The following is a 24,403-nucleotide window of genomic DNA, read 5'->3' on the forward strand; positions in this document are numbered from 1 at the left end:
CCCGGCCGCCGCCCTTCCCCCCAGAGGACGCACCGCCACATCCATGGCCGCAGACTTCACCCCCTCCCACACCCCGGCCGAGCTGCATGCGCTGATCGCCCGGCTGACCCACAACCTGGTGCACATCCGTGACACCAGCGGTCAGTTCCTGCTCAAGCTCGACGACGGCCGCGTCATCGACACCAAGGGCTGGAACGACTGGGAATGGACGCACGGCATCGGCCTGTACGGCCTGCTGCGCTACCACCAGACCACGCACGATGCCGGTACGCTGGCCATCATCGAGCGCTGGTTCCAGGACCGCTTCGCCCACGGCACGCCGACGAAGAACGTCAACACCATGGCGGCCTTCCTGACGCTGGCCCATCTGTACGAGCGCCAGCCCGACAGCCGCTGGCTACCCTACCTCGACACCTGGGCGGAATGGGTGATGCACGACATGCCGCGCACCGCCGAGGGCGGCCTGCAGCACATCGTCTTCAACAGCGAGAACCCGCAGCAGCTGTGGGACGACACGCTGATGATGTGCGTGCTGCCGCTGGCCAAGATCGGCCAGGTGCTGGGCCGCCCGCACTACATCGAGGAGGCCAAGCGCCAGTTCCTGCTGCACATCCAGTACCTGAGCGACCGCGAGACCGGACTGTGGTTCCACGGCTGGACCTTCGACGGCCGCCACAACTTCGCCCGCGCCCGTTGGGCCCGCGGCAACTGCTGGATCACGATGGTGATCCCGGAGTTCCTGGAGCTGCTGGACCTGCCGCCGGGCGACGCGCTGCGCGAGCATCTGGTCACCGTGCTGCAGACCCAGGCCGCCGCGCTCGCCCCGCTGCAGCACGACAGCGGCCTGTGGCACACCCTGCTCGACGACCCCGGCTCCTACCTGGAAGCCTCGGCGGCCGCCGGCTTCGCCTTCGGTCTGCTCAAGGGCATGCGCCGCCGCTACCTCGGCCGTGAGCACCTGCCGGTGGCGCTGAAGGCCCTGGCCGGCGTGATCCGCCACATCGATGCCGAGGGCGAGCTGCGCCAGGTCTCCTTCGGCACCGCGATGGGCCACGACCTGCAGTTCTACCGCGACATCCCGCTGACCTCGATGCCCTACGGCCAGGCCATGGCCATCATGGCGCTGACCGAAGCGCTGAACCACCACCTCTGAGTCCTGCCGACCGGAGAGGAGACCCCCCATTCCACCGTGGCGTCGCGGCCTGCTGCCGCGCACGACACGGCACCGAGCGCCGACGGACCTGCCTGACGCAGGCCGCGGCCCCATCGACGTCCCCAAGGGCCGGCCTGCGTCCGGTCCCGAACCGCGGGCACTGCCACCCGCGGCGCACCTGACAACCGCCCCACGGAGACAAGACCCATGACCCTGACCCGTCGCGATCTGCTCGGCCACGCCGGCACCGCCCTCGCCCTGTCGGCCGCCGGCCTGCACACGTCCGCCACCGCCCAGGCCGCCCCGGTCACGCTGCGCTTCTCGTGGTGGGGCGGTGCCGAGCGCCACCAGCTCACGCTCAAGGCCATCGAAGCCTTCGAGGCCCGGCATCCCGGCATCAAGGTCAAGGCCGAGTACGGCGGCTACGGCGGCTATCTGGAGCGGCTGACCACGCAGATGGCCGGTGGCTCCGAGCCCGACCTGCTGCAGTGCGACTGGGGCTGGCTGCCGATGTTCTCGCGCGACGGCAAGGGCTTCGCGGACCTCAACGCCCATCGTGCGGTGATGTCGCTCGACCAGTTCGCGCCCGATGCGCTGCGCATCGGCACCCTGTCGGGCAAGCTCAACGCGCTGCCGGCCGCCTTCACCGCGCGCGTCTTCGTCTGGAACCGCACGGCCATCGACAAGGCCGGCCTGAGCATCCCGCGCAGCTGGGACGATCTGTTCGCGATGGGCCCCAAGGTCAAGGCGAAGCTGGGCGACAAGGCCTACGCGCTGGACGGCGACAGCTACGACCTGCTGCTGCTGGCCCATGCCTATGCGATGCAGGCCCATGGCCAGCCCTATGTCAGCCCGACCGAGCCCCGGCTGGCGATGAGCGAGGCCGGCCTGCGCGAATGGGTCGGCGCCTACAAGCGGCTGGCCAGCAACAACGTCTGCGTGCCGGTGCCCTACCGCACCGCCCTCGGTGGCGCGGACAAGCCGACCGAGCAGCAGCCGGACTGGGCCAACGGCAACTGGCTGGGCTACTGCGCCTGGGACTCGGCCACCCGGCTGCGCGCCGGGGCGCTGGCCGCCGGCCAGACGGCCGAGATCGGCGAGTTCCTGACGCTGCCGGGCGCGAAGTCCAGCGGCGTGTTCGCCCGCGCCTCCATGGTGCTGGCCGTCAGCCGCAACAGCAGGCAGCCCGAGGCCGCGGCCCGCCTGCTGAACTTCCTGCTGACCGACGAGGCGGCCGCCCGCATCCTGGTCAACACCCGCGGCATCCCGATGGCCAGCGGCCCGCTCAAGCAGCTGCTGCGCGACGGCCGCATGGGGCCGGCCGAGCTGCAGGCCTTCCAGCAGGTCAAGGCGCTGCGCGAGTCCGGCCGCATCCCGCCGGCCTCACCGCATTTCGAGAACGCCCGCATCCAGCAGCTGATGCGCACGGTCTTCGAGCAGGTGGCCTACGGCCGCATCAGCGATGCCGACGCCGTGCGTCGCCTGAAGGATGAAGGCACACAGCTGCTGTCGCGCATGCGCCAGCCCGAGGCCTGAGGAACCGCGACCACGACGCCCGTGCACACCGGAGCCCGCACCGCCACCCCGGCACCTCACTTCGCCCGTCACCCACCGGCCGCAGCACCGCCTGCTGCATCCGTTTCCGGGATCCGGTCCCCGGCCTGACGCCGACGGACCGCCCCACCCACCGCCCCACCCGAGGAGACAGACATGAACAACCGCCGCACCACCCTGAGCCTGGCCCTGGTCGCCGCGCTCGGCGCCTTCAGCGCCGAATCCGCCATGGCCGCCGACAAGATCGCGCTCGTCGTCAAGAGCCTGGGCAACGGCTTCTTCGATGCCGCCCACCAGGGCGCCCAGGAAGCCGCCAAGGAGCTCAAGGACGTCGAGATCATCTACACCGGCCCGGCCAAGGCCACGGCCGAGGGCCAGATCGAGGTCATCAACACGCTGATCGCGCAGAACGTCAAGGCCATCGTGATCTCGGCCAACGACCCGGACGCGCTGGTGCCGGTGCTCAAGAAGGCGATGAGCCGCGGCATCAAGGTCGTCTCCTTCGACTCCAGCGTGCGCAAGGACGGCCGCCAGATGCACCTGGCCCCGTCGTCGAACGCGCTGATCGGCCAGAAGCTGGTGACGATGGCGCAGGACGCCGTGGGCAAGACCGGCGAGATCGCCGTGCTGTCGGCCACCGCCCAGGCCACCAACCAGAACATCTGGATCGGCGAGATGAAGAAGGTGCTGGCCCAGCCCGCCTACAGCGGCCTGAAGCTGGTCAGCGTGGTCTACGGCGATGACCAGACCGACAAGAGCTACCGCGAGGCCCAGGGCCTGTTCAAGAGCCATCCGAACCTGAAGGCCATCGTCGCCCCGACGACGGTGGGCGTGGCGGCCGCGGCCAAGGCGGTGCAGGACGAGAAGAAGGTCGGCCAGATGTTCGTCACCGGACTCGGCCTGCCGTCGGAGATGGCCGGCCACGTCAAGAGCGGTGCGGTCAAGAACTTCGCGATCTGGAACCCGATCGACCTCGGCTATTCGTCGGTGCACGCGGCCTATGCCTTCGTCAAGGGCAAGGCCAAGGGCCAGGCCGGCGAGAAGATCTCGCTGGGCCGCGTCGGCACCGTCACGCTGGACAAGGACAACGAGGCCGCCATGGCCGAGCCCTTCACCTACGACGGCAGCAACGTCGAGAAGTTCGCCAAGTTCTTCTGATCCCGGCCTGACGCCTGGCCTGATGTGCTTCCCGACATGACCGAATCCACCTCACCGCTGCTGAGCCTGCGTGGCATCCACAAGCGCTTCGGCCCCACCCATGCGCTGCGTGGCGTCGACCTCGACCTGGTGCCCGGGCAGGCCCTGGCCCTGATCGGCGAGAACGGCGCCGGCAAGTCCACGCTGGTCAAGACGCTGACCGGCGTGCACCAGCCCGACGAGGGCCGCATCCTGCTGGACGGCCAGCCGCTGCGCTTCGCCGACACGCAGGCGGCGCAGGCCGCCGGCGTGGTCGCGGTGCACCAGGAAACGGTGATGTTCGAGGAGCTGACGGCGGCCGAGAACATCTTCATCGGCCGCCCGCCGATGAAGGGTCCGAAGCTGCCCGGCCTGCGCGTGATCGACTGGGCGACGATGAACGCGCGGGCCCAGCAGGCGCTCGACCAGGTGGGCGCCGGCTTCGCGGCCACCACCCCGGTCAAGCAGCTGAGCCTGGCCCAGCGCCACCTGATCGAGATCGCCCGCGCGCTGTCGCAGAACGCCCGCGTGGTGATCCTGGACGAGCCCACCGCCGCGCTGTCGCAGTCGGAGATCCGCGACTTCTACGGCATCGTGCGCGGCCTCAAGGCCCGCGGCGTGGCGGTGCTGTTCATCACCCACAAGTTCGACGAGCTGTTCGCCGTCTGCGACCGCTACGTGGTGCTGCGCGACGGGGCCTCGGTCGGCCATGGCCGGATGGCCGAGGCCGACGAGCCCGGCCTGGTGCGCCTGATGGCCGGCCGCGCGATCGAACAGATCTACCCCGAGGTGCGCAGCCAGCCCGGCCAGACCGTGCTGCAGGTGCGCGGCCTGTCGCACCCGACCGAGTTCCATGACCTGAACTTCGAGCTGCGGCGCGGCGAGATCCTGGGCTTCTACGGCCTGGTGGGCGCCGGCCGCAGCGAGGCCATGCTGGCGCTGATGGGCCTGAACCCGCAGGCCCGCGGCGAGATCCGCATCGACGGCCAGCGCGTCGAGATCCGCGATCCGGCCGACGCGATCGCCGCCGGCCTGGCCTGCGTGCCCGAGGAGCGCCAGCGCCAGGGCGGCATCCTGGCCTTCTCGGTGCGTCACAACATCAGCCTGGCCGCGCTCGCCGGCCCGCGCCACGCGGTGCACGGCCGCTACAGCCGCGGCCCCTGGCTGGCCGCCGATCAGGAGGGCGCGCTCGCGGCCGGCCTGATCGAGCGCCTGTCGATCAAGACCGCCTCGCAGGACACGCCACTGTCCGGCCTGTCCGGCGGCAACCAGCAGAAGGTGGTGATCGGCAAATGGCTGGGCCTGCAGCCGCGCGTGGTCATCCTCGACGAGCCGACCAAGGGCATCGACGTCGGTGCCAAGCAGGCCGTCTACCGGCTGATCGCCGAGATGGTCGAGCAGGGGCTGGCGGTGATCCTGGTCTCGTCCGAGCTGCCCGAGGTGATGAACCTGGCCCACCGCATCGTCGTGATGAAGCGCGGCCGTCAGGTCGCCGAGTTCACGCGTGAGGCGGCCGATGCCGAGACGGTGGTGGCCGCGGCCTCGGGCCTGCAACTGACCCGGCCGCACCTGGCCGAGCCGGTGCACGACGCCGTGGCCCCGCGGCCGTCCACCGACGGCCCCGCCGGGGCCGCCCTGGCCGCCTGAGCCCGCCCCTCATGTCCGACGCCATCGCCTGAATCGATCCCATGTCCACTGCCCCGACCCGGCCCGCCGGCCCACCCCGCCTCGCCCTGCGACGCGAATGGGTGCTGGCGGCCATCATCCTCGCCATCGCCCTGGCCGTCGGCCTGCGCGCCCCGGTCTTCCTGACGCTGCGCAACGCGCTCGACATCGCCAACGATTCGGCCATCCTCGCCATCCTGGTCATGGGCCAGATGCTGGTGCTGCTCACGCGGGGCGTGGACCTGTCGGTGGCCTCCAACCTGGCGCTGACCGGCATGCTGGTGGCCCTGCTCGGCAAGGCCGTGCCGGCCCTGCCGTTGCCGGGGCTGATCGCCGCCGCGCTGGCCATCGGGGCGGCACTCGGCTGGCTCAACGGCTGGCTGATCACGCGCTTCCTGCTGCCGTCCATCGTGGTGACGCTGGGCACGATGTCGGTCTACCGCGGCGCCATCTTCGTGGCCAGCGGTGGCGCCTGGGTCAATGACCAGGACGTGCATCCGCTGATCAAGGCGCTGCCGCGCGACACGCTCGCCGGCCTGCCGATGCTGGTGTGGGCGGCGCTCGCCGTCATCGCCTTCAGCGTCTGGCTGCTGCGCTGGCGGCGTGAGGGGCGCGAGCTCTACGCCTACGGCGGCAACCCGCATGCCGCGCTGTATGCGGGCATCCCGGTGCGCCAGCGCCTGGTGCTGGCCTACACGCTGTCGGGCGCATTGGCCGGCCTGGCCGGGCTGCTGTGGGTCGGCCGCTACGCGATCGCCTTCACCGAGCTGGCCTCGGGCTTCGAGCTGACGGTGATCGCCGCCTGCGTGATCGGCGGCGTCAGCATCGGCGGCGGGGTGGGCACGGTGGGCGGCGCGCTGCTGGGCGTGCTGTTCATCGGCGTGGTCAATGCCGCACTGCCGGTGATCCAGGTCTCGCCGTTCTGGCAGCAGGCGATCGCCGGTGCCGTCATCCTCGTCTCGGTGGCGCTGAACGCGCGCTCGCAACGCAGCGCCGGCCGCCAGATCCTCGAACCCCAGGAGCGCACCGCAGCGCCCGTCACCCCTGCCCACGGAGCCGCCGCATGAAAGCCTTCGCCACCTGGGAACGTGTGCTGGTCGGCCTGGTGCTGGCCGTCTACCTCGGCTTCGGCAACGCGATCGACGGCTTCCTATCGCCGTACGCGCTGGCCGACAGCACCACCAACATGTCGGAGAAGGCGCTGATCGCGCTGGCGATGGCGCTGCTGGTGATCGCCGGCGAGATCGACCTGTCGATCGCCGCCATCATGGCCCTCAGTTCGCTGGCCATGGGCACGGCGATGCAGGCGGGCGCCGGTGCGCCGGGCATGCTGGCCGCGGCGCTCGGCACCGGCATCGCCTGCGGCGCACTCAACGGCTGGCTGGTCACGCGCTGGCAGCTGCCGTCCATCGTGGTGACCATCGGCACGCTGTCGCTGTACCGCGGGCTGGCCCAGGTCGCGCTCGGCGACCAGGCCATCACCGGCTACCCGGAATGGCTGAGCACCTGGGGCAACGGCACGCTGGGCGATCTGCTGGGCATCGAAGGCATGATCGTGCCCATCGAGTTCGGCGTCATGGTGATCGCCGTCATCGGCTACGGCCTGCTGCAGCACCGCAGCGTGCACGGCCGGCGCATCTACGCGATCGGTGCCAATCCGGTGGCCGCACGCTTCTCCGGCATCGCCGTCGACCGCTACCGCATGGCGCTGTTCATCGGCGCGGGCATGATGGCCGCGCTGGCCGCGGTGCAGCTGACCGGGCGCATCGGCAGCACCCGGCCCAACCTGGCCTCGGGCTGGGAGCTGGAGGCGGTGACCATCGTCATCCTCGGCGGCGTGGCCATCGAAGGCGGGCGCGGCAGCATCATCGGCGTGCTGCTGGCCACCATCCTGCTGGGCAGCTTCACCTTCGCCCTCGGCATGCTCAACGTCAGCGGCATCGTGATGGCCATGGTCGTCGGCGCGCTGCTGGTCGGCGCGATGGTGCTGCCGCGCTGGGCGCAGTACGGCGCCTGGCTGCGCGCGCTGCGCCGGCCCAAGTCGACCGGCACCGCGGCCGGCAACGCGGCCTGAACCCGCATGGCCTGAGCCGATGCGCCCGCACGCCGGGCGCCGGGATCTTCCACCCAACACCCATCCTGCGCCCCATGTCCGCCCCCATCCTGCCGGCCGCGACTGAAAAGTACGCCTTCCGCATGTTCCTGAACCCCGGCGCGGTCGACGAGTACAAGCGCCGCCACGACATGATCTGGCCCGAGCTGGTCGCGCTGCTCAAGGACAGCGGCATCGCCGACTACAGCATCTTCCTGGACGAGCCGACGCACACCCTGTTCGCCGTCCTGCGCCGCATCCCCGGCCACACCATGGACCGCCTGCCCGAGCACCCGGTGATGCGCCGCTGGTGGGCCCACATGGCCGACCTGATGCGCACCCACCCCGACGGCGCCCCGGTGGCCGAAGCCCTGCCCTGCCTGTTCCACCTGGACTGATGCCCGCGATGGCCCGCAGCCTGCCCCCTGATCATGCCGGCACCCGGCGCCGTGCGCTGTCCCGCCCGGCCAGCCGGGAGACGACGTCCGCCGCCGTGCCTCCGGCCTCCACGCCGGACACCCCGGACACCCCCGGCCCCGCGGCCGCGCCGCCCCGCGCGCTCGGCAGCACGCTGGTGCTGGACATCGGCAAGAGCAACGCCAAGCTGCTGCTGATCGATGCCCAGGGCGCCGAGCTGTGGCACGCGCAGTGCCCGAATGCCTCGGTCGACTGGACGCCACCGGACAGCCCTGCGGCCGACGGCTACCGGGCCCTCGGCGTGCAGCGTCTGGGCGACTGGATCGACGGCGCGCTGCGCGCCCTCGGCCCCACGCTGACGGCCGCGCAACAGCCCGCCCGCCTGATCACCACCACGCACGGCGCCGCGTTCTGTGCGTTGGGTGACGACGACCTGCTGCTGCCGCCGATCGACTACGAATGGGACGGCTACGGCGACGACACGCCGGGCTTCGAGGCCTCGCTGGCCAATTTCGGCCACCACGGCACACCGCCGCTGCCGCAAGGCCTGAACGCCGGCCGCCAGCTGGCCTGGCTGCAGCGCCGCCACGCGGCCCGCCTGCAGGGCCTGCGCCACTGGTTGCCCTATCCGCAGTACTGGGCCTGGTGGTTCAGCGGTGCGGCGCGCAGCGAGGTGTCATCGCTCGGCTGCCACACCGGCCTCTGGGCCCCTGAACACGGCCGTTACAGCGACTGGGCCCAGGCCGCGGGCCTGGCCGCCCGCTTCGCGCCCCAGGCCCAGGCCTGGGAGACGGTGGGCCGGCTGCGCCCCGAACGGGCCCGGGCCTGGGGACTGTCCGCTGAACTGGAGGTGCTGGCAGGCGTGCACGACAGCAACGCCTGCCTGGCCCGCCACCTGCGGCACCACCCCGACGCCACCGTCGTCTCCAGCGGCACCTGGACCGTCATCATGGCGCCCGGCGCGCCGACGGCCCGCCTGGTGCCCGAACGCGACGAGCTGGTCAACGTGGCCGTCGACGGCCGGGCCGTGCCCACCGCACGGTTCATGGGCGGACGCGAGTTCGCCGCCCTGTGCGCCGGCGCCGATCCCGCACTCGCCACCGAACAGAACCTGTCCCGCGTGCTGGCCGAAGGCTGGAGCGCCCTGCCCGCCTGGGCCGACAGCGGCGGGCCCTTCCTGGGCCAGCGCGGCCAGATCCTGCGCCACGGCCAGGTGCAGGCCGGCGGCATGGAAGCCATCCGCCAGGTGCCGACCGAGCTGCGCCCCGCGCTGGCCGCGCTGTACTGCGCACGGGTCATCGCCCTGCTGATCGGCGAGCTGGCCGGGCAGCGCGCGGTCGACAGCCCGGTGATCCTGGAAGGACCGTTGGCGCACAACCCGGCGTGCTGTGCGGCCCTGGCCGCGGCGCTGCATCCGCGACCGCTGCTGCGGTGCACGGATCCGGTGGAGGGGACGGCCCGCGGGGCGTGGCTGCTGGCGGGCTGGACCGCGGAAACGACAGCGTCCAGCGCCGGACCGGCGCATCCGCTGCAGCGGATCGCGGCGGCGGAAGGCGGACCGGCGCAGGCGCTGTCGGCCGATGCGCAGGCGTGGCTGGCGCTGGTGTCGGGCTGACGGTCGAGGGCTGATGGCTGATGGCTGACGGCTGACGGCCAAGGGCCGAGGCAACGCGCCTTGCGGCCTGCACCGTCACGCGGACAGGCGTGCCCGCCGCTGCACGCACCTTGATACCGCGTGCCATGGTGCGACCCGGGCACTCACTCGCCCTCGTCCGTCCCCTCTGACGGAATGCTGCCCAACAACTGGTTCAGCTCGTCCAACGCGCCATAGAAGCGGTCGATGAACTCCGCCCCGATGTGCGCTTCGATCGCGGCATAGGCGGCCTCGATCTCGGGCGCCATCCGGCGTGCCAGCAGGTGACTCCGCTCGGTCAGGGTCACCATCACGCGGCGCTGGTCCTGGGGCAGGCGCTCGCGCTGCACCAGATCCAGGTCGTCCATGCGAGCCAGCACGCCGGCCAGGCTGGGGCTGGAGATGCGGCAGATGGCGCCGATCTGGCGCGGCTCCATCGGGCCGTGCTCCAGCAGCGCGCGCACGATGCGCCATTGCTGCTCGGTGATGTCGTGCGCGTTCAGGATGGGCCGGAAGCGGGCCATCACGCCCTCGCGCGCCTGCAGCAGCAGCAGCGGCAGGTTGCGGTGGCGGAAGGTCGATGGCGCCACCACCGGGGCCGGGCCGCCGGCATCGTGCGGCGCCTCGGCCGCGGGGCTGTCCATCGCCGCGGACGTGCGCGCGACGGCACGGCGGACGGCTGGCCGGGCATCGGACGGTGCGGCGGGCTTGGGGCTGCGGGCTCTGGGCATGTCGGGGCAGGGCCGCACCAGGCGGCCGGGGCTCGGGGCGGAACGCGCCGGGGGCGGGCGCCCGGCAGGTCCGGTGTGTCGGGCGTGTCCGGACGGACGTTCACATCTTAGCGAACGCCACGCACGGCGACGGACGCGTCGCGTGACGGCCCCGCCACCACGGCCGTCGTGAGCCGGTCCGCGCGCCCTGCGGCAGGTCACGCCGACCGCCCGCCGCCCGGCGACACCAGAGCCCCAGGGCCGCCCCGGTTGACACACTCACATCTTAGCAATTAGATTGCTCATGTCTTAGTAATTGAAGCCATGAGCCTGCACCCTGACCCGATGTCCGCGCCCCTGCCCCGCCTCAGCGGCGTGGTCTACAGCGCCCTGCTCAACGATCCGCGCCAGTTGAGCGCCCTCGGCGATGCCCTGCATCAGCCGCCCTACAAGGCGCCGCCCCGGCACCCGGTGCTGGCCGTGCGCCCGCGCAACACGCGCGCCGCACCGGGTGAGGCGATCGCCGTGCCGGCCACCGGCGTGCGCACCGGCGCCTGCCTCGGTCTGGTGATCGGGCGCACGGCGTGCCGGGTGTCGCCACAGCAGGCACTGGCCCATGTGGCCGGCTGGCTGCTCGGCAACGACCTGTGCCTGCCGATGGACGGGCCCGGCCGCCACTACCGCCCGGCCGTGCGCCAGATGGCACGCGACGGCTTCTGCCCGCTGTCCGCACCGGTGCCGGCCACGGCCCTCACCGATCCGGACGACCTGCCGCTGACGCTGCGGATCGACGGCCAGCCCGTCTGGGAAGGCCGCACCGGCGGCCGCATCCGCAGCGCGGCCCGACTGCTGTCGGAGGTCAGCGGCTTCATGACGCTGAGCCCCGGCGACGTGCTGCTGCTGGGCATCGCCGCCGATGCGCCGGTCGCCCTGCCGGGCCAGATGATGAGCATCACCGCACCCGGCCTGGGCCGGCTCGACAACCCGCTGGTCGAGGAGACGGCATGAACCGCCCCACCCAACGCACGGCCCGCGTGGCCTGGGACGGCGCGATCCACACCGCCACGCCGCTGCCGGCGGCCGCAGGCGAGGACGACACCGCACGCATCCGGCTGGCCGACGGCCGCGTGATCGACGGCCACCAGGCCGTCTGGCTGCCGCCGTTCGAGGTCGGCACGATCATCGCGCTCGGCCTCAACTATGCCGACCACGTCAAGGAGCTGGCCCGGGAGCTGACCGTCACCGCCAAGGACGAGCCGCTGGTCTTCCTCAAGGGCCCGGGCAGCCTGATCGGCCACCGTGGCCACACCCGGCGGCCGGCCGGCGTCGCCTTCATGCACTACGAGTGCGAGCTGGCGGTGGTGATCGGCCGCACGGCGCGGCGGGTGCCGCCCGAGCACGCGCTCGCGCACGTGGCCGGCTACACCGTGTGCAACGACTACGCGGTGCGCGACTACCTGGAGAACTGGTACCGCCCCAATCTGCGGGTGAAGAACCGCGACGGGGGCACGGTGCTGGGCCCCTGGTTCGTGCCCGCCAGCGAGGTGCCCGACCCGCAGGCGCTGACGCTGCGCACCCGTGTCAACGGCCGCATCACCCAGCAGGGCCGCACCGCCGACATGGTGCACGGCGTGGCCGAGCTGATCGCCTACCTGAGCGGCTTCATGACGCTGCAGCCGGGCGACGTGATCCTGACCGGCACGCCCGACGGCGTGGTCGACGTGCAGGCGGGTGACACCGTGCGCTGCGAGATCGACGGCATCGGCGCCCTCGACAACACCTTGCTCGGCGACGCGGCCTTCGGCCTTGCGGACAGCCCGGCGACGGCCTGAGCCGCGCCCGTCCAGCCCTTCGGGCCATCCCATCCCTCCCGCGCGGGTGTGGCGTCGCCCACGCGCCCGTGCCTCGGGCCGCCACGCCTCGAGCGCCGACGCCCGCACCCTGAACCCAACCGGAATCCCCATGCGCATCCAGCACCTGATCAACGGCCAGCGGGTCGACAGCCGCGAGACCTTCGTCACCGTCAACCCCGCCACCCAGGCCCCGCTGGCCGAGGTGGCCGCCGGCGGCACCGACGAGGTGAACGCCGCCGTGGCCGCCGCCAAGGCGGCCTTCCCCGCCTGGGCCGGCCGCCCGGCCACCGAGCGCGCCGCCCTGATGCGCAAGCTCGGCGAGCTGATCACCCGCCACGTGCCCGAACTGGCCCGCACCGAGACCCAGGACACCGGCCAGTCCATCAGCCAGACCGGCAAGCAGCTGGTACCGCGCGCGGCCGACAACTTCCACTACTTCGCCGAGATGTGCACGCGGGTGGACGGCCACACCTACCCCACGCCCACGCACCTGAACTACACGCTGATGCACCCGGTGGGCGTGTGCGCGCTGATCAGCCCGTGGAACGTGCCCTTCATGACCGCCACGTGGAAGGTGGCCCCCTGCCTGGCCTTCGGCAACACCGCGGTGCTGAAGATGAGCGAGCTCTCACCGATGACGGCCGCCCGCCTGGGCGAGCTGGCACTGGAGGCCGGCATCCCGGCCGGCGTGCTCAACATCGTGCACGGCTACGGCCGCGATGCCGGTGAGCCGCTGGTGGCCCACCCCGATGTGCGCGCCATCAGCTTCACCGGCTCCACCGTCACCGGTGACCGCATCGTGCGCAGCGCGGGCCTGAAGAAGTTCAGCATGGAGCTCGGCGGCAAGAGCCCCTTCGTGATCTTCGCCGACGCCGATCTGGAGCGCGCGCTGGACGCCGCGATCTTCATGATCTTCTCCAACAACGGCGAGCGCTGCACCGCCGGCAGCCGCATCCTGGTCCAACGCACGATCTACGCGGACTTCGCGGCGAAGTTCGCCGAGCGGGCGAAGCGCATCACCGTCGGCGATCCGCTGGACGACAGGACCATCGTCGGCCCGATGATCAGCCCGGCCCACCTGGCCAAGGTGCGCAGCTACATCGAGCTGGGCCCCAGGGAAGGCGCCACGCTGCTGTGCGGTGGCGTGGACCGCCCGGCCTACGCGCCGGCCCTGGCCGGCGACCTGAGCAAGGGCAACTTCGTCTGGCCCACGGTGTTCGCCGATGTCGACAACCGCATGAAGATCGCGCAGGACGAGATCTTCGGCCCGGTGGCCTGCCTGATCCCGTTCGAGGACGAGGCCGATGCCATCGCGAAGGCCAACGACATCGCCTACGGCCTGTCCAGCTACGTCTGGACCGAGAACATCGGCAAGGCCCACCGCGTGGCCGCCGGCATCGAGGCCGGCATGTGCTTCGTCAACAGCCAGAACGTGCGCGACCTGCGCCAGCCCTTCGGCGGCACCAAGGCCAGCGGCACCGGCCGCGAAGGCGGCACCTGGAGCTACGAGGTCTTCCTGGAGCCGAAGAACGTGGCCGTCTCGATGGGCAGCCACCACATCCCGCACTGGGGCGTGGCCTGAGCACCGCCCGTCCGTCCTGCACCCGTACCGGAGACACCCCATGGGACGCCTTGCCCTGACCGCCAAGATCACCCACGTGCCGTCGATGTACCTCAGCGAGCTGCCCGGCCCGCGCAAGGGCACCCGCGCCGACGCCATCGAGGGCCATCAGGAGATCGCCCGCCGCTGCCGTGAGGCCGGCGTCGACACGCTGGTGGTGTTCGACACCCACTGGCTGGTCAATGCCAGCTACCACGTCAACTGCGCGCCCCACTTCAAGGGCATCTACACCAGCAACGAGCTGCCGCACTTCATCGCCAACATGGCTTTCGAGGCGCCCGGCAACCCGCAGCTGGGCCAGTTGCTGGCCGAGACGGCCAACGCGATGGGTGTGGAGACGCTGGCCCACCCGGACACCAGCCTGGCCCCCGAGTACGGCACGCTGGTGCCGCTGCGCTACATGAACGCCGACCAGCGGTTCAAGGTCATCAGCGTCTCGGCGCTGTGCACCGGCCACTACCTGAACGACAGCGCCCGCCTGGGCTGGGCGATGCGCCGCGCGGTCGAGGACCACTACGACGGCACGGTGGCCTTCCTGGCCAGCGGCTCGCTCAGCCACCGCTTCGCGCAGAACGGCCTGGCCCCCGAGTTCGCGTTCAAGATCTGGAGCCCCTTCCTGGAGCGCCTGGACCACGACGTGGTCGGCATGTGGGAACGCGGCGAATGGGCCGACTTCTGCGCCATGCTGCCCGAGTACGCGGTCAAGGGCCATGGCGAGGGCTTCATGCACGACACGGCCATGCTGCTGGGGGCCCTGGGCTGGAGTGACTACGACGGCCGCGCCGAGGTCGTCACGCCCTACTTCGGCGCCTCGGGCACCGGCCAGATCAACGCCATCCTGCCGGTCACGCCGCAGACCGGCGGCGCCATCCCGGCGGCCCAGGCCAGCGCGGCCACCGGCGCGCGCCCGGAATCACGGCTGTGATCCGGCCCGTCCTGTCCTGAACGCCGGCCCGACACCCCAGCAGCCATGCCCCACCTCGTCATCCTCTACACGGCCAACCTCGACCGGGCCTTCGACGGCGCACCGCAGGGCGCCGACATCGGCGGCCTGTGCGGCGCCCTGGCCGACGGCATGCGGGCCCAGCGCGACGAGGCCCACCGGCCCGTCTTCCCGCCCGGCGGGGTGCGCGTGCTGGCCTACCCGGCCACCCACTGGGCCGTGGCCGACGGCGGTGCGGCCGGCCGCGCGGCCGGCGGCAGCGGCGACTACGGCTTCGTCTACCTGAACCTGCGCATGGGCCGCGGCCGCAGCCCGGCCGTGCACCGGCAGGTCGGCCAGGCCCTCGGCGCCATCGCCCGTGCCCATCTGCAGCCGCTGCTCGACCACGGCCAGCTCGGCCTGACGCTGCAGATCGACGAAGGCCCCGAGGTCTACGACGAGAAGACCAGCTCGCTGCACCCGCTGTTCGCACGGCCCTGAGCGCCCCCGCACGGCCACGCTCCGGCCCCTGTCCGACACCCCTCATTCCGCCTCCCATGCTGCCCCACGACACCATCCAGGCCCTGGCCCGCGAGCTGCGCCAGGCCCGCGGCACGCGCACGCCGCTGCGTCACTTCTCCGCCCGCCATCCGGGCATGACCATCGAGGACGGCTACGCCATCCAGCGCGCCTGGGTGGCGCTGGAGCTGGCCGCCGGCCGCACGATCAAGGGCCGCAAGATCGGCCTGACCTCGCGCGCGATGCAGCTGTCCAGCCAGATCACCGAGCCCGACTACGCGCCGCTGATGGACGACATGTTCTTCGCCGCCGGTGGCGACATCCCCATCGAGCGCTTCATCGCACCGCGCGTCGAGGTGGAGCTGGCCTTCATCCTGAACCGCGACCTGAAGGGCCCCGGCATCACCGTGTGCGACGTGCTGCGCGCCACCGACTACGTGGTGCCGGCCATCGAGATCATCGATGCCCGCATCGAGCAGTTCGACCGCGAGAGCGGCAGGCCGCGCAAGGTCTTCGACACCATCAGCGACTTCGCGGCCAATGCCGGCATCGTGATGGGCGGCCGGCCGGTCAGGCCCGATGCGGTGGACCTGCGCTGGGTCGGCGCGATGCTGCACAAGAACGGCGTCATCGAGGAGACGGGCCTGGCTGCCGGCGTGCTGGGCCACCCGGCCACCGGCGTGGCCTGGCTGGCCGACAAGATCGCCCCGTACGACGAATGCCTGAAGGCCGGCGACGTGGTGCTGGCCGGCAGCTTCACCCGGCCGACGCCGGCGGCCGCCGGCGACAGCTTCCATGTCGACTACGGCCCGCTGGGCAGCGTCGCCTTCCGCTTCGTCTGAGGGGCCGGGCTCACCATGCAGATCCCCCGCAACACCTTCCGCGACGCGCTGCGCGCCGGCCGGCAGCTGATCGGCCTGTGGGTCGGCCTGGCCGACGCCAATGCGGCCGAGGCGCTGGCCACCACCGGCTACGACTGGCTGCTGCTCGACGGCGAGCACGCACCCAACGACCCCCGCACGGTGCTGGAGCAGCTGCGCGCCGTCGCGCCCTACGGCGCGCAGCCGGTGGTGCGGCCGGTGCAGGCCGATGTCGCGCTCGTCAAGCAGTACCTGGACGTCGGCGCGCAGACGCTGCTGGTGCCGATGATCGACACGCCGGCACAGGCCGCCCGCATGGTCAGCGCCATGCGCTACGCGCCGCACGGCATCCGCGGCATGGGTGCGGCCCTGGCCCGCGCCTCACGCTGGAACCGCATCGACGACTATCTGGCCCGCGCGGACGAGCAGATGTGCCTGCTGGTGCAGGCCGAATCCGTGCAGGCGATCGAGCAGCTGGCGGCCATCGCGGCCACCGACGGGGTGGATGGCGTGTTCTTCGGCCCGGCCGACCTGTCGGCCTCGATGGGGTTGCGCGGCCAGCCCCACCATCCGGACGTGCAACGCACCATCCTGGACGGCATCGCCACGGTGCGGGCCGCCGGCAAGGCCGCCGGGGTGCTGAGTGCCGACGTGGCCACCGCACGGCGCTGCCTGGAGGCCGGCGCGCAGTTCGTCGCCATCGGCGTCGACACCAGCCTGCTGGTGCGCGCCGCGCTGCAGCTGCGCGAGCAGTTCGCCGACGTGCGCGGCGGCCTGGACGGGCTGCCGCCGCAGGCCAGCGGCGCCGCGCAGGCGCAAGAGCAGATGCCGACCACCGCCACGGCCGCCAGCAGCCCCTACTGAGTCCCCCTGCCTCGACATCCAGGCGGCCTGCCGCACGGGGCGGGTCGGGCCGCCGCATGCCCAGACCGCCCCCACCGGCGCCCCGCGCCCGACAGGAGACCCTGATGTCCGAAGCCATGCCCGCCCCGCAGCGCCGCCGCCTGCTGACCCTGGCGCCCGCCGCAGCCCTCGCCACCCTGGCCACGCTGGCCATCCCCGGGGCCGCACGGGCCGCCGACGACAAACCGATCGAATGGGTGGTCGGCATGGCCGCCGGTGGCGGCTCGGACGTCGTCGCCCGCACCGTGGCCGATGCGATGGGCCGGCAGCTGGGCCGCACCATCGTCGTCAGCAACAAGCCCGGTGCCGCGACCAACATCGCGGCCGACCACGTGGCCAAGTCGCGCGACCCCGAGCACATGCTGCTGACCGGTGACTTCGCCACCCTGGCCAGCAACCCCTTCCTCTACGGCCGCCTGCCCTACAACGCCGACCGTGACCTGAGCAGCGTCGGCCTGCTGGTGCGCTTTCCGCTGATCGTGGTCGTTGGCCCGCAGCATCCGGCCCGCAGCTTCAAGGAGCTGGTGGCCTGGATCAAGGCCCAGCCGCCGGGGGTCAGCTTCGGCTCGCCGGGGGCCGGCACGCCACATCACCTGGCCACCGAACTGCTGCTGCGCCAGCTCGGCCTCAAGGGCAACCATGTGCCCTACCGCGGCGCGGCACCGGCCCTGCAGGACGTGGCCGGCGGCCAGCTGCCCTTCATGCTGGTGGAGTCGGCCGGTGGCATGGCGCTGATCGGCAGCGGCCGCGTGCGCGCGCTGGCCGTCTCGACCGCCCAACGCATGAAGACCCTGCCCGAGGTGCCGACCTTGCAGGAGCAGGGCGTCAAGGGCTTCGAGGCCTTCGCCTGGCAGGGCCTCTCGGCCCCGGCCGCCGCGTCCGCGGCCCACATCGCCCGCCTGAACCAGGCGCTGCGCGCCGCGCAGGACAGCACCTTCGTCAAGGCCCGCTTCCAGGCGCTGGGGGTCGAGGTGCTGTCGTCCACGCCGGAGCAGATGCAGCGCTTCGCGCTGGCCGAGCGCCAGCGCTGGGGCGCGCTGATCAAGGAACTCGATCTCCGGCTGGACTGACACCCCACCGCCCACCCCACCCCCCTGACTGCGCATCCCCGACATGAGCCCTCCGACCCTGAACGACCCCACCCTGCTGCGCGAGCGGATGCTGATCGACGGCCACTGGTGCGCCGCCGATGACGGCCGCATGGCCGACGTCACCGATCCGGCCACCGGCGAGCGCCTGGCCCGCGTGCCCGATGCCGGCGCCGCCGAGACCGCACGGGCGATCGCCGCCGCCGAGGCCGCCTTCCCGGCCTGGCGCGGCCGCACCGCGGAAGAGCGCGGCCGCATCCTGCGCCGCTGGTTCGAGCTGATGCTGCAGCACCAGGACGACCTGGCCCTGCTGATGACCCGCGAGCAGGGCAAGCCGCTGGCCGAGGCGCGTGGCGAGATCGCCTACGCGGCCTCCTACATCGAGTGGTTCGCCGAGGAGGCGCGCCGCGTCTACGGCGAGGTCATCCCCAGCCCCTGGCCCGACAAGCGCATCGTCGTCACCCGCGAGCCGGTGGGTGTGTGCGCGGCCATCACGCCCTGGAATTTCCCGGCGGCGATGATCACCCGCAAGGTGGCGCCGGCCCTGGCCGCCGGCTGCACCATCATCGTCAAGCCGGCGATGCAGACGCCGCTGTCGGCGCTGGCCATGGCCGAGCTGGCGCTGCGCGCCGGGGTGCCGGCCGGCGTCTTCAGCGTGGTCACCGGCTCGGCCACCGCCATCGGCGGTGCGCTGACGGCCAGCCCGGTGGTGCGCAAGCTCAGCTTCACCGGCAGCACCGGCATCGGCCGCCTGCTGGCCGCGCAGTGCGCGCCGACGCTCAAGAAGATGTCGCTGGAACTCGGCGGCAACGCGCCCTTCATCGTCTTCGACGACGCCGATCTGGACGCCGCCGTGCAAGGCGCACTCGCCAGCAAGTACCGCAACAGCGGCCAGACCTGCGTCTGCGCCAACCGCCTGCTGGTGCAGGCCGGCGTCCACGAGGCCTTCGCCGACAGGCTGAGCGCCGCCGTGGCCGCGCTGCCCGTGGGCAACGGGCTGGAGCCGGGCGTGGCCCAGGGCCCGCTGATCGACCTGGCGGCGCTCGAGAAGGTCGAGGCGCTGGTGGGCGATGCGCTGGCGCGCGGCGCCACCGCCACCGTCGGCGGTGCCCGCCACGCCCTCGGCGGCACCTGGTGGCAGCCGACGGTGCTGACCGGCGTGACGCCCGACATGAGGATCGCGCAGGAGGAGATCTTCGGCCCGGTGGCCCCGCTGCTGCGCTTCGAGACCGAGGCCGAGGCCATCGCGCTGGCCAATGCCAGCGAATCCGGTCTGGCCGCCTACTTCTACGCGGGCAACGTCCAGCGCGTCTGGCGCGTGGCCGCCGCCATCGAGGCCGGCATGGTGGGCATCAACACCGGCGTCATCTCGACCGCGGTGGCGCCCTTCGGCGGCATCAAGCAATCGGGCATGGGCCGCGAGGGCTCGCTGCTGGGCATCCACGAGTACCTGGACACCAAGTACCTGTGCATGGCCTGAACGCCTGAAGGTCGCCACGCCGGCATGCCGGCGTGGCGGCGTGGTGCCGGGCCCGGGCGCCACAGGGCGTGGGCCCGCCGCCCCACCGCTCAACTGCCCAGGTAGCTGCGGGTCAGGATCGCGGGCTGGTCGATCAGGTCCTGCGAGGCGCCGGCCCAGGCCATGCGCCCGCGCACCATCACGCCCGCCTGGCGCGAGATGGACAGCGCCAGCGTCGTGAACTGCTCGATCAGCAGCACGCCGGTGCCCGCGGCCGCCACCTCCTGCAGCAGGCCCGCCAGGCGCTTGACCACCAGCGGCGCCAGGCCCAGCGAGAGCTCGTCGACGATCAGGTAGCGCGGGCGACACAGCAGCGCCTGCGCCACCGCCACCATCTGCTTCTGGCCGCCGGACAGCGCGCGGCCCGGGGCATCCAGCTTGGCCTTGAGCTCGGGCAGGCGCTCCAGCACCTCGTCGATGGCGCCGCGCACCTCGGCCGCCGGGCGCTGGGTGGCGCCCACGCGCAGGTTGTCCAGCACGCTCAGCTCGCCCAGCAGGCGGTGGCCCTCGGGCACGACGGCCACGCCGAGGGCGCGCACGCGGTCCGGGCTCAGGCCGGCCAGCGGCTGGCCGTCGACCGTCACCTGGCCGGAGTCCAGCGGCAACGCGCCAGCCACCGCCATCACCAGGCTGGACTTGCCGGCACCGTTGGCGCCGACCAGGGCGGTGATCTCGCCCGGACGGGCGACCAGATCCACCCCGTGCAGCACGCGCTTGCCACCGCGCGCCAACACCAGATTCTCGATCCGCAACATCCTCAGGCTCCCAGGTAGGCGCGGCGCACGTCCGGATCGGACAGCACCTGCGCGGTCGGCCCCAGCGCCAGCCGGCGGCCGAAATCCATCACCAGCGTCTGCGGGCAGGTGGCGGCGATCAGGTCCACGTCGTGGTCGATCAGCAGCACCTGCGCGCCGCGGAAGGCCTGCACGCCGCGCAGCGCGGCGCGCAGCAGCGCCGACTCCCGCTCGTCCAGGCCGGCGCCCGGCTCGTCGAGCAGCAGCAGCCGCGGCCGCCCCACCAGCGCCTTGGCCAGCTCCAGCATGCGGCGCTGGAACAGGTCCAGCGCCCGGCCCGGCGTGGCGGCCTCGGCGGCCAGGCCGGTGTAGTGCAGCACCTCGGCGATCTCGTCGGCGACGCTGGCCCGTGGGTGGCGGCGCTCGGCGGGCACGTGGTCGAGCACGGCACGCACGTTGTCCCACACCGTCAGGTCCTCCACCACCTGCTCGGTCTGGAAGCTGCGGCGCAGGCCCCAGCGCACGCGCTGCAGCGGGCCGAGCGCCAGCAGATCGGTGCCATCGATCTGCACCCGGCCGCTGCGCGCGGTCACCAGCCCGCTCAGCAGATTGACCAGCGTGGTCTTGCCCGCGCCGTTGGGGCCGATCAGGCCGCACACCGGCGCGTCCAGCTCGGCGCTCAGGCCATCGATGGCCTTGAGGCCGCCGAACTGCACGGTGATGTCCTGCAGGCGGATCATGCGCGGCCTCCGCGGACGAGGGTGCGCAGCCGCTGCAGGCCCTGCAGCCACTGGCCGGCGATGCCCTGCGGCGCCGTCACCAGCGCATGCAGCAGCGCCGCACCGAAGAAGACCTGGGCCAGGAAGCCGTTGACGCCCCACTCGGTCAGCAGCGCCGGCACCGCGCGCAGCAGCAGCCCGGCCAGCACGGTGCCCAGCCAGTGCCAGGCCCCGCCCACCACGGTGAGCGCGAACAGCATCACCGATTCACTGGCGCCGAAGGCGCGCCCATCGAGCTGCCCCACCCCGCCGGCCAGCAAGGCCCCGGCCACCCCGGCACAGAAGCCGGCCAGGCCGAAGGCCCAGCTCTGGTAGCCCAGCACCGAGACGCCGGCCCCGGTGGCCACCGCCTCACCACGGCGGATCAGCGCCCAGGCGCGGCCCGGCCGCGTGCAGCGGTGCCACTCGATCAGCGCCAGCACCGCGCCCAGCCACGCCAGCACGCAGACCAGATAGGCCGCGTCGTCCTCGGCCCAGCGCGGGCGGGCCATCATCAGGCGGCCGGTGCCTTGCGCCTTGCCCAGCCAGCCGGGACCGCCATCGGGAAAGCCGGTGGCGCTGACCAGCACCTGGTAGCCACCCGCCATCATCAGGGTCACCAGCGCCAGGTACAGGCCCTTCAGGCGCAGCGCCGGCAGACCGGCCACCATGCCGGCCACGCTCGCCAGCACACCGGCGGCCAGGACGCACAGTTCGAACGCCAGGCCGAAGCCCAGCGACAGACGCAGCGCCACCCAGCCGCCCACGCCCACCAGCGCGAACTGGCACAGGCTGACCAGCCCCAGCTGGCCATAGAGCAGAGCGGCGCCCGCCACGGCCACCGACAGCGTCAGCGCGGACGTCAAGGTCTTGAGCCAGTAGCTGTTGCACAGCCAGGGCAGCAGCACGGCCAGCGCCAGCAGCGTGACGGCCAGCCCCAGGTGCTGGCGCCGGCGCGCGCGGGCATGTGCGCCGAGGGCAGGCCCGATGGCCTGCAGCGGCAGGGCCGCGGAAGTCAGGGTCGACATCAGGCTTTCCGGGTCGTGTTGCGGAAGAACAGGATGGCGCCGAGCGCCACCAGGAAGGGCACGGCCGTGCGCAGCGGCGCGACACCGGGCAGCAGGATGGCCACCGCCTCCAGCACGCCGATGAGCACGCCCGCGGCCACCGTCACCGGCAGCGACTGCAGCCGCCCGACGATGGCCGCCGCGAAGGCCGGGATCACCAGGAAGGTCAGCAGCGTGGGCTGCAGGCGCACGATGTTGGCCAGCAGCATCCCGCAGACGCCGGCGAAGGCCCCGCTGAGCATCCAGGCCAGCGTGTCGACGCCGATCACGTCGACGCCCAGCACCGCGCTCAGGCCCCGGTCATCGGCCAGCGCGCGCATGCGCAGGCCCACGCGGGTGCGCGCCAGCAGCGCGCCGACGGCGGCCATCATCGTGACGGCCGCCGCCAGGCCCAGCACGCGGGTCCAGGTCAGGCGCACGTCGCCCAGTTCCAGGCCGTCGGCATCGGTGGGCAGCACCAGGCGGCGCGGGCCCTCGCCCCAGCCCCATTCGGTCAGGCCCATCAACATCAAGGCCAGGCCCAGCGTGGCGATGCTGCGGATGGTGACCTCCCGCTGCGACAGGCGCGGCGCCAGCAGGCGGCCATAGGCCAGCGAGATCACGGTGGACACCGCGATCGCCGCGCCCCAGGCCGCGGCCTGGCTGCCCTCGTCCTGCAGGATGGACCAGGCCACATGGGCGCCCACCGCACCGATGGCGCCGAAGGCGAAGTTCAGCACGCCCGAGGCGCGGAACAGCACGACCAGGCCGACACCCGACAGCGCGTAGACCGCACCGATGCCGAGCCCGGAGACGACGAAGGGCAGCACGAGGTCCATCGCTCGGTCCGTCCGTCGCTCACAGGCCCAGGCGCTTCTCGTCGGCGCGCACGTCGGCCAGCTCCGGCTCGTCGGCCGTCAGGCAGCCCGGGGCCGTCAACGCGAACCCGCCATCGCTGACACGGGCGATCGGGCCGCTGATGTTGGCGTTGTGGCGCGCGCCCTCGCCGACGTAGAAGGGCTTGCACAGGATGTCGCTGCGGAAGCCCTTGACCTGCCGCAGGGCAGCCGTGACCTTGGGCCGGTCCAGCGTCTTCGGGTCCAGCTTGAGCAGCGCCTCGGTCGCGATGCGGGCGGCCAGGTAGCCGGCCTGGGCGAAGCTGTCGCGCGGTGCCTTGCGGTCGGCATGAGCGGCCATCACCGCCTTCCAGTTGCTGTTGTCGGCACCGCCGGACTCCACCGGCATGAACTCCAGGTGCAGGTCCAGCGCCTTGTCCCAGGCCTTGCCGATGGCCCGCGGCACCGAGGCGTCATAGGCCGGCGTGGTCGACGCGAAGCGGATCCTGCGGTGCAGGCCCTGCTGCTCGGCGGCGGCCAGCAGCGGCACCATCACGCCCTTGGGCAGGTTCAGGATGATGGCGTCGGGCTTGCCGGCGGCGGCCTGCAGCATCACCGAGGTGGCATCCGCCGAGGCCGGATCGATGGCCAGCGTCTCGACCGTCACGCCCCGGCCTGCGCCCCAGGCCTTGGCCCCTTCGCAGGCCCAGTTGCCCAGGCTGGGGATGTTGGGGATGATGCAGACCATCTTGCGGGCCTTCCAGGTCTGCGCCATGTGGGCGGCCACCAGCGTGGCCGACACCCGCGGGCCCGTGTTCACCGGGGCGTAGTTCTTCGAGAAGAAGCACTCGCGCGGCACGCCGACACCGGCGATCACCATCACGCCCTCCTGTTCGTAGAGGCGGGCATTGGCGCCGCACTCGACGAAGCTGGAGTTGCCGACCATGGCCAGCACCTTGCGGTCGCGCACCAGCTTGCCGGCGACCTGGACGGCCGTCTCCGGGTTCCACTGGTCATCGGCGACGATGTAGTCGATGGGCCGGCCGTGGATGCCGCCGTTCTCGTTGACGCACTTGAACCAGGCGGCGGCCGCGGCGGCCGATGCGCTGAAATCGTCGGGCCCGGTGCGGCCGACGACCGCACCGATCGGGATCGGCGCGCCGGTGGCCTTCTGGCCGTTGGACAGGCCGCAGACGGGGCGCACCGCGGCGGGCGCCGGTGCCGCAGCGGGTGCGGCCGAGGGCGGCTGGCTCTGCGCCTGTGTGGACGCGCTGCCCAGCAGCGTCAGTGCCAGCGCGGCGCCGGCGGCGGCACGGCGGGCCAGGTGAACGGTACGGGTCATGG

Annotated in this window: 23 protein-coding genes; 17 read left to right on the top strand and 6 right to left on the bottom strand. The window is 72.4% G+C overall.

Annotated features, from left to right (window positions below):
- The first annotated feature begins 43 nt into the window (after nt 1-43).
- The 8 genes from bglB (at nt 44) to AACH11_RS13980 (ending at nt 9,672) form a co-directional block, all read left to right on the top strand.
- On the top strand, nt 44-1,153 hold the full coding sequence (gene bglB / locus AACH11_RS13945; RefSeq protein ID WP_341374846.1) for a beta-galactosidase BglB: 1,110 nt from the start codon (nt 44-46) through the stop codon (nt 1,151-1,153).
- Between the two features lie 207 nt (nt 1,154-1,360).
- Nucleotides 1,361-2,689, top strand: coding sequence for an ABC transporter substrate-binding protein (locus AACH11_RS13950; RefSeq protein WP_341374847.1), 1,329 nt, complete (start codon nt 1,361-1,363; stop codon nt 2,687-2,689).
- A 174-nt stretch (nt 2,690-2,863) separates the two neighbouring features.
- A complete protein-coding gene (gene rhaS, locus AACH11_RS13955; RefSeq protein WP_341374848.1) occupies nt 2,864-3,865 on the top strand; it encodes a rhamnose ABC transporter substrate-binding protein in 1,002 nt (333 codons plus the stop codon).
- A 36-nt stretch (nt 3,866-3,901) separates the two neighbouring features.
- Nucleotides 3,902-5,530 (top strand): sugar ABC transporter ATP-binding protein, encoded by a 1,629-nt coding sequence (locus tag AACH11_RS13960; protein WP_341374849.1) that lies wholly within the window; start codon nt 3,902-3,904, stop codon nt 5,528-5,530.
- Nucleotides 5,531-5,571: 41 nt separating this feature from the next.
- A complete protein-coding gene (locus AACH11_RS13965; protein WP_341374850.1) occupies nt 5,572-6,615 on the top strand; it encodes an ABC transporter permease in 1,044 nt (347 codons plus the stop codon).
- Nucleotides 6,612-7,622 carry an ABC transporter permease gene (locus tag AACH11_RS13970; protein ID WP_341374851.1) on the top strand — a complete coding sequence of 337 codons (1,011 nt, stop codon included), beginning with the start codon at nt 6,612-6,614 and terminating at the stop codon, nt 7,620-7,622. Before AACH11_RS13965 ends, AACH11_RS13970 begins: the two co-directional genes overlap by 4 nt.
- Before the next feature lie 74 nt (nt 7,623-7,696).
- Nucleotides 7,697-8,038, top strand: coding sequence for an L-rhamnose mutarotase (gene rhaM / locus AACH11_RS13975; protein WP_341374852.1), 342 nt, complete (start codon nt 7,697-7,699; stop codon nt 8,036-8,038).
- A gap of 8 nt (nt 8,039-8,046) precedes the next feature.
- Entirely contained in the window at nt 8,047-9,672 is a 1,626-nt protein-coding gene (locus AACH11_RS13980; RefSeq protein WP_341374853.1) for an L-fuculose kinase, read from the top strand.
- A gap of 143 nt (nt 9,673-9,815) precedes the next feature.
- Here the strand turns inward: AACH11_RS13980 and hpaR are convergent, their stop codons facing one another.
- Nucleotides 9,816-10,421, bottom strand: a complete 606-nt coding sequence (hpaR, locus tag AACH11_RS13985) for a homoprotocatechuate degradation operon regulator HpaR (RefSeq protein ID WP_341374854.1) — start codon at nt 10,419-10,421, stop codon at nt 9,816-9,818.
- A 303-nt stretch (nt 10,422-10,724) separates the two neighbouring features.
- Between hpaR and AACH11_RS13990 the strand changes: the two genes are divergently transcribed.
- From AACH11_RS13990 to AACH11_RS14030, 9 genes are all read left to right on the top strand, one after another.
- A complete protein-coding gene (locus AACH11_RS13990; RefSeq protein ID WP_341374855.1) occupies nt 10,725-11,408 on the top strand; it encodes a fumarylacetoacetate hydrolase family protein in 684 nt (227 codons plus the stop codon).
- Entirely contained in the window at nt 11,405-12,232 is an 828-nt protein-coding gene (locus tag AACH11_RS13995) for a fumarylacetoacetate hydrolase family protein (protein WP_341374856.1), read from the top strand. Before AACH11_RS13990 ends, AACH11_RS13995 begins: the two co-directional genes overlap by 4 nt.
- Before the next feature lie 130 nt (nt 12,233-12,362).
- The gene (gene hpaE, locus AACH11_RS14000; protein ID WP_341374857.1) at nt 12,363-13,835 is read left to right on the top strand and encodes a 5-carboxymethyl-2-hydroxymuconate semialdehyde dehydrogenase; all 1,473 of its coding nucleotides are present in this window, start codon (nt 12,363-12,365) and stop codon (nt 13,833-13,835) included.
- A 40-nt stretch (nt 13,836-13,875) separates the two neighbouring features.
- Entirely contained in the window at nt 13,876-14,799 is a 924-nt protein-coding gene (hpaD, locus tag AACH11_RS14005; RefSeq protein WP_341374858.1) for a 3,4-dihydroxyphenylacetate 2,3-dioxygenase, read from the top strand.
- 45 nt (nt 14,800-14,844) lie between these two features.
- Nucleotides 14,845-15,297, top strand: a complete 453-nt coding sequence (locus AACH11_RS14010) for a 5-carboxymethyl-2-hydroxymuconate isomerase (protein ID WP_341374859.1) — start codon at nt 14,845-14,847, stop codon at nt 15,295-15,297.
- 56 nt (nt 15,298-15,353) lie between these two features.
- Entirely contained in the window at nt 15,354-16,157 is an 804-nt protein-coding gene (hpaH, locus tag AACH11_RS14015) for a 2-oxo-hept-4-ene-1,7-dioate hydratase (RefSeq protein ID WP_341374860.1), read from the top strand.
- A 15-nt stretch (nt 16,158-16,172) separates the two neighbouring features.
- Nucleotides 16,173-17,039, top strand: coding sequence for a 4-hydroxy-2-oxoheptanedioate aldolase (gene hpaI, locus AACH11_RS14020; protein WP_341374861.1), 867 nt, complete (start codon nt 16,173-16,175; stop codon nt 17,037-17,039).
- Between the two features lie 104 nt (nt 17,040-17,143).
- Nucleotides 17,144-18,148 carry a Bug family tripartite tricarboxylate transporter substrate binding protein gene (locus AACH11_RS14025; protein ID WP_341374862.1) on the top strand — a complete coding sequence of 335 codons (1,005 nt, stop codon included), beginning with the start codon at nt 17,144-17,146 and terminating at the stop codon, nt 18,146-18,148.
- A gap of 43 nt (nt 18,149-18,191) precedes the next feature.
- The gene (locus tag AACH11_RS14030) at nt 18,192-19,646 is read left to right on the top strand and encodes an NAD-dependent succinate-semialdehyde dehydrogenase (protein ID WP_341374863.1); all 1,455 of its coding nucleotides are present in this window, start codon (nt 18,192-18,194) and stop codon (nt 19,644-19,646) included.
- An 89-nt stretch (nt 19,647-19,735) separates the two neighbouring features.
- Here AACH11_RS14030 and AACH11_RS14035 read toward each other — a convergent pair whose 3' ends face one another.
- The 5 genes from AACH11_RS14035 to AACH11_RS14055 are packed head-to-tail and all read right to left on the bottom strand — an operon-like array spanning nt 19,736 to nt 24,401.
- Nucleotides 19,736-20,440, bottom strand: a complete 705-nt coding sequence (locus tag AACH11_RS14035; RefSeq protein ID WP_341374864.1) for an ABC transporter ATP-binding protein — start codon at nt 20,438-20,440, stop codon at nt 19,736-19,738.
- A 2-nt stretch (nt 20,441-20,442) separates the two neighbouring features.
- A complete protein-coding gene (locus AACH11_RS14040; RefSeq protein ID WP_341374865.1) occupies nt 20,443-21,159 on the bottom strand; it encodes an ABC transporter ATP-binding protein in 717 nt (238 codons plus the stop codon).
- The gene (locus tag AACH11_RS14045) at nt 21,156-22,208 is read right to left on the bottom strand and encodes a branched-chain amino acid ABC transporter permease (RefSeq protein ID WP_423228747.1); all 1,053 of its coding nucleotides are present in this window, start codon (nt 22,206-22,208) and stop codon (nt 21,156-21,158) included. Before AACH11_RS14045 ends, AACH11_RS14040 begins: the two co-directional genes overlap by 4 nt.
- Entirely contained in the window at nt 22,205-23,062 is an 858-nt protein-coding gene (locus AACH11_RS14050) for a branched-chain amino acid ABC transporter permease (protein WP_341374867.1), read from the bottom strand. The genes AACH11_RS14045 and AACH11_RS14050 overlap by 4 nt, the downstream gene beginning before the upstream one ends.
- 19 nt (nt 23,063-23,081) lie before the next feature.
- Nucleotides 23,082-24,401, bottom strand: a complete 1,320-nt coding sequence (locus tag AACH11_RS14055) for an ABC transporter substrate-binding protein (RefSeq protein ID WP_341374868.1) — start codon at nt 24,399-24,401, stop codon at nt 23,082-23,084.
- Nucleotides 24,402-24,403 lie beyond the last annotated feature (2 nt).

Source organism: Pseudaquabacterium rugosum (assembly GCF_038066575.1).
Classification (GTDB): Bacteria; Pseudomonadota; Gammaproteobacteria; order Burkholderiales; family Burkholderiaceae_C; genus Pseudaquabacterium; species Pseudaquabacterium rugosum.

Coding starts and splice junctions, on each gene's coding strand:
- hpaH (WP_341374860.1), top strand. CDS start 15,354: ATGCTGCCCCACGACACCATCCAGGCCCTGGCCCGCGAGCTGCGCCAG.
- AACH11_RS14050 (WP_341374867.1), bottom strand. CDS start 23,062: ATGGACCTCGTGCTGCCCTTCGTCGTCTCCGGGCTCGGCATCGGTGCG.
- AACH11_RS14025 (WP_341374862.1), top strand. CDS start 17,144: ATGTCCGAAGCCATGCCCGCCCCGCAGCGCCGCCGCCTGCTGACCCTG.
- AACH11_RS13970 (WP_341374851.1), top strand. CDS start 6,612: ATGAAAGCCTTCGCCACCTGGGAACGTGTGCTGGTCGGCCTGGTGCTG.
- hpaI (WP_341374861.1), top strand. CDS start 16,173: ATGCAGATCCCCCGCAACACCTTCCGCGACGCGCTGCGCGCCGGCCGG.
- AACH11_RS14040 (WP_341374865.1), bottom strand. CDS start 21,159: ATGATCCGCCTGCAGGACATCACCGTGCAGTTCGGCGGCCTCAAGGCC.
- AACH11_RS14035 (WP_341374864.1), bottom strand. CDS start 20,440: ATGTTGCGGATCGAGAATCTGGTGTTGGCGCGCGGTGGCAAGCGCGTG.
- AACH11_RS14030 (WP_341374863.1), top strand. CDS start 18,192: ATGAGCCCTCCGACCCTGAACGACCCCACCCTGCTGCGCGAGCGGATG.
- AACH11_RS13990 (WP_341374855.1), top strand. CDS start 10,725: ATGAGCCTGCACCCTGACCCGATGTCCGCGCCCCTGCCCCGCCTCAGC.
- hpaR (WP_341374854.1), bottom strand. CDS start 10,421: ATGCCCAGAGCCCGCAGCCCCAAGCCCGCCGCACCGTCCGATGCCCGG.
- AACH11_RS13960 (WP_341374849.1), top strand. CDS start 3,902: ATGACCGAATCCACCTCACCGCTGCTGAGCCTGCGTGGCATCCACAAG.
- hpaE (WP_341374857.1), top strand. CDS start 12,363: ATGCGCATCCAGCACCTGATCAACGGCCAGCGGGTCGACAGCCGCGAG.
- AACH11_RS13995 (WP_341374856.1), top strand. CDS start 11,405: ATGAACCGCCCCACCCAACGCACGGCCCGCGTGGCCTGGGACGGCGCG.
- rhaM (WP_341374852.1), top strand. CDS start 7,697: ATGTCCGCCCCCATCCTGCCGGCCGCGACTGAAAAGTACGCCTTCCGC.
- bglB (WP_341374846.1), top strand. CDS start 44: ATGGCCGCAGACTTCACCCCCTCCCACACCCCGGCCGAGCTGCATGCG.
- AACH11_RS14010 (WP_341374859.1), top strand. CDS start 14,845: ATGCCCCACCTCGTCATCCTCTACACGGCCAACCTCGACCGGGCCTTC.
- AACH11_RS13950 (WP_341374847.1), top strand. CDS start 1,361: ATGACCCTGACCCGTCGCGATCTGCTCGGCCACGCCGGCACCGCCCTC.
- rhaS (WP_341374848.1), top strand. CDS start 2,864: ATGAACAACCGCCGCACCACCCTGAGCCTGGCCCTGGTCGCCGCGCTC.
- hpaD (WP_341374858.1), top strand. CDS start 13,876: ATGGGACGCCTTGCCCTGACCGCCAAGATCACCCACGTGCCGTCGATG.
- AACH11_RS14055 (WP_341374868.1), bottom strand. CDS start 24,401: ATGACCCGTACCGTTCACCTGGCCCGCCGTGCCGCCGCCGGCGCCGCG.
- AACH11_RS13980 (WP_341374853.1), top strand. CDS start 8,047: ATGGCCCGCAGCCTGCCCCCTGATCATGCCGGCACCCGGCGCCGTGCG.
- AACH11_RS13965 (WP_341374850.1), top strand. CDS start 5,572: ATGTCCACTGCCCCGACCCGGCCCGCCGGCCCACCCCGCCTCGCCCTG.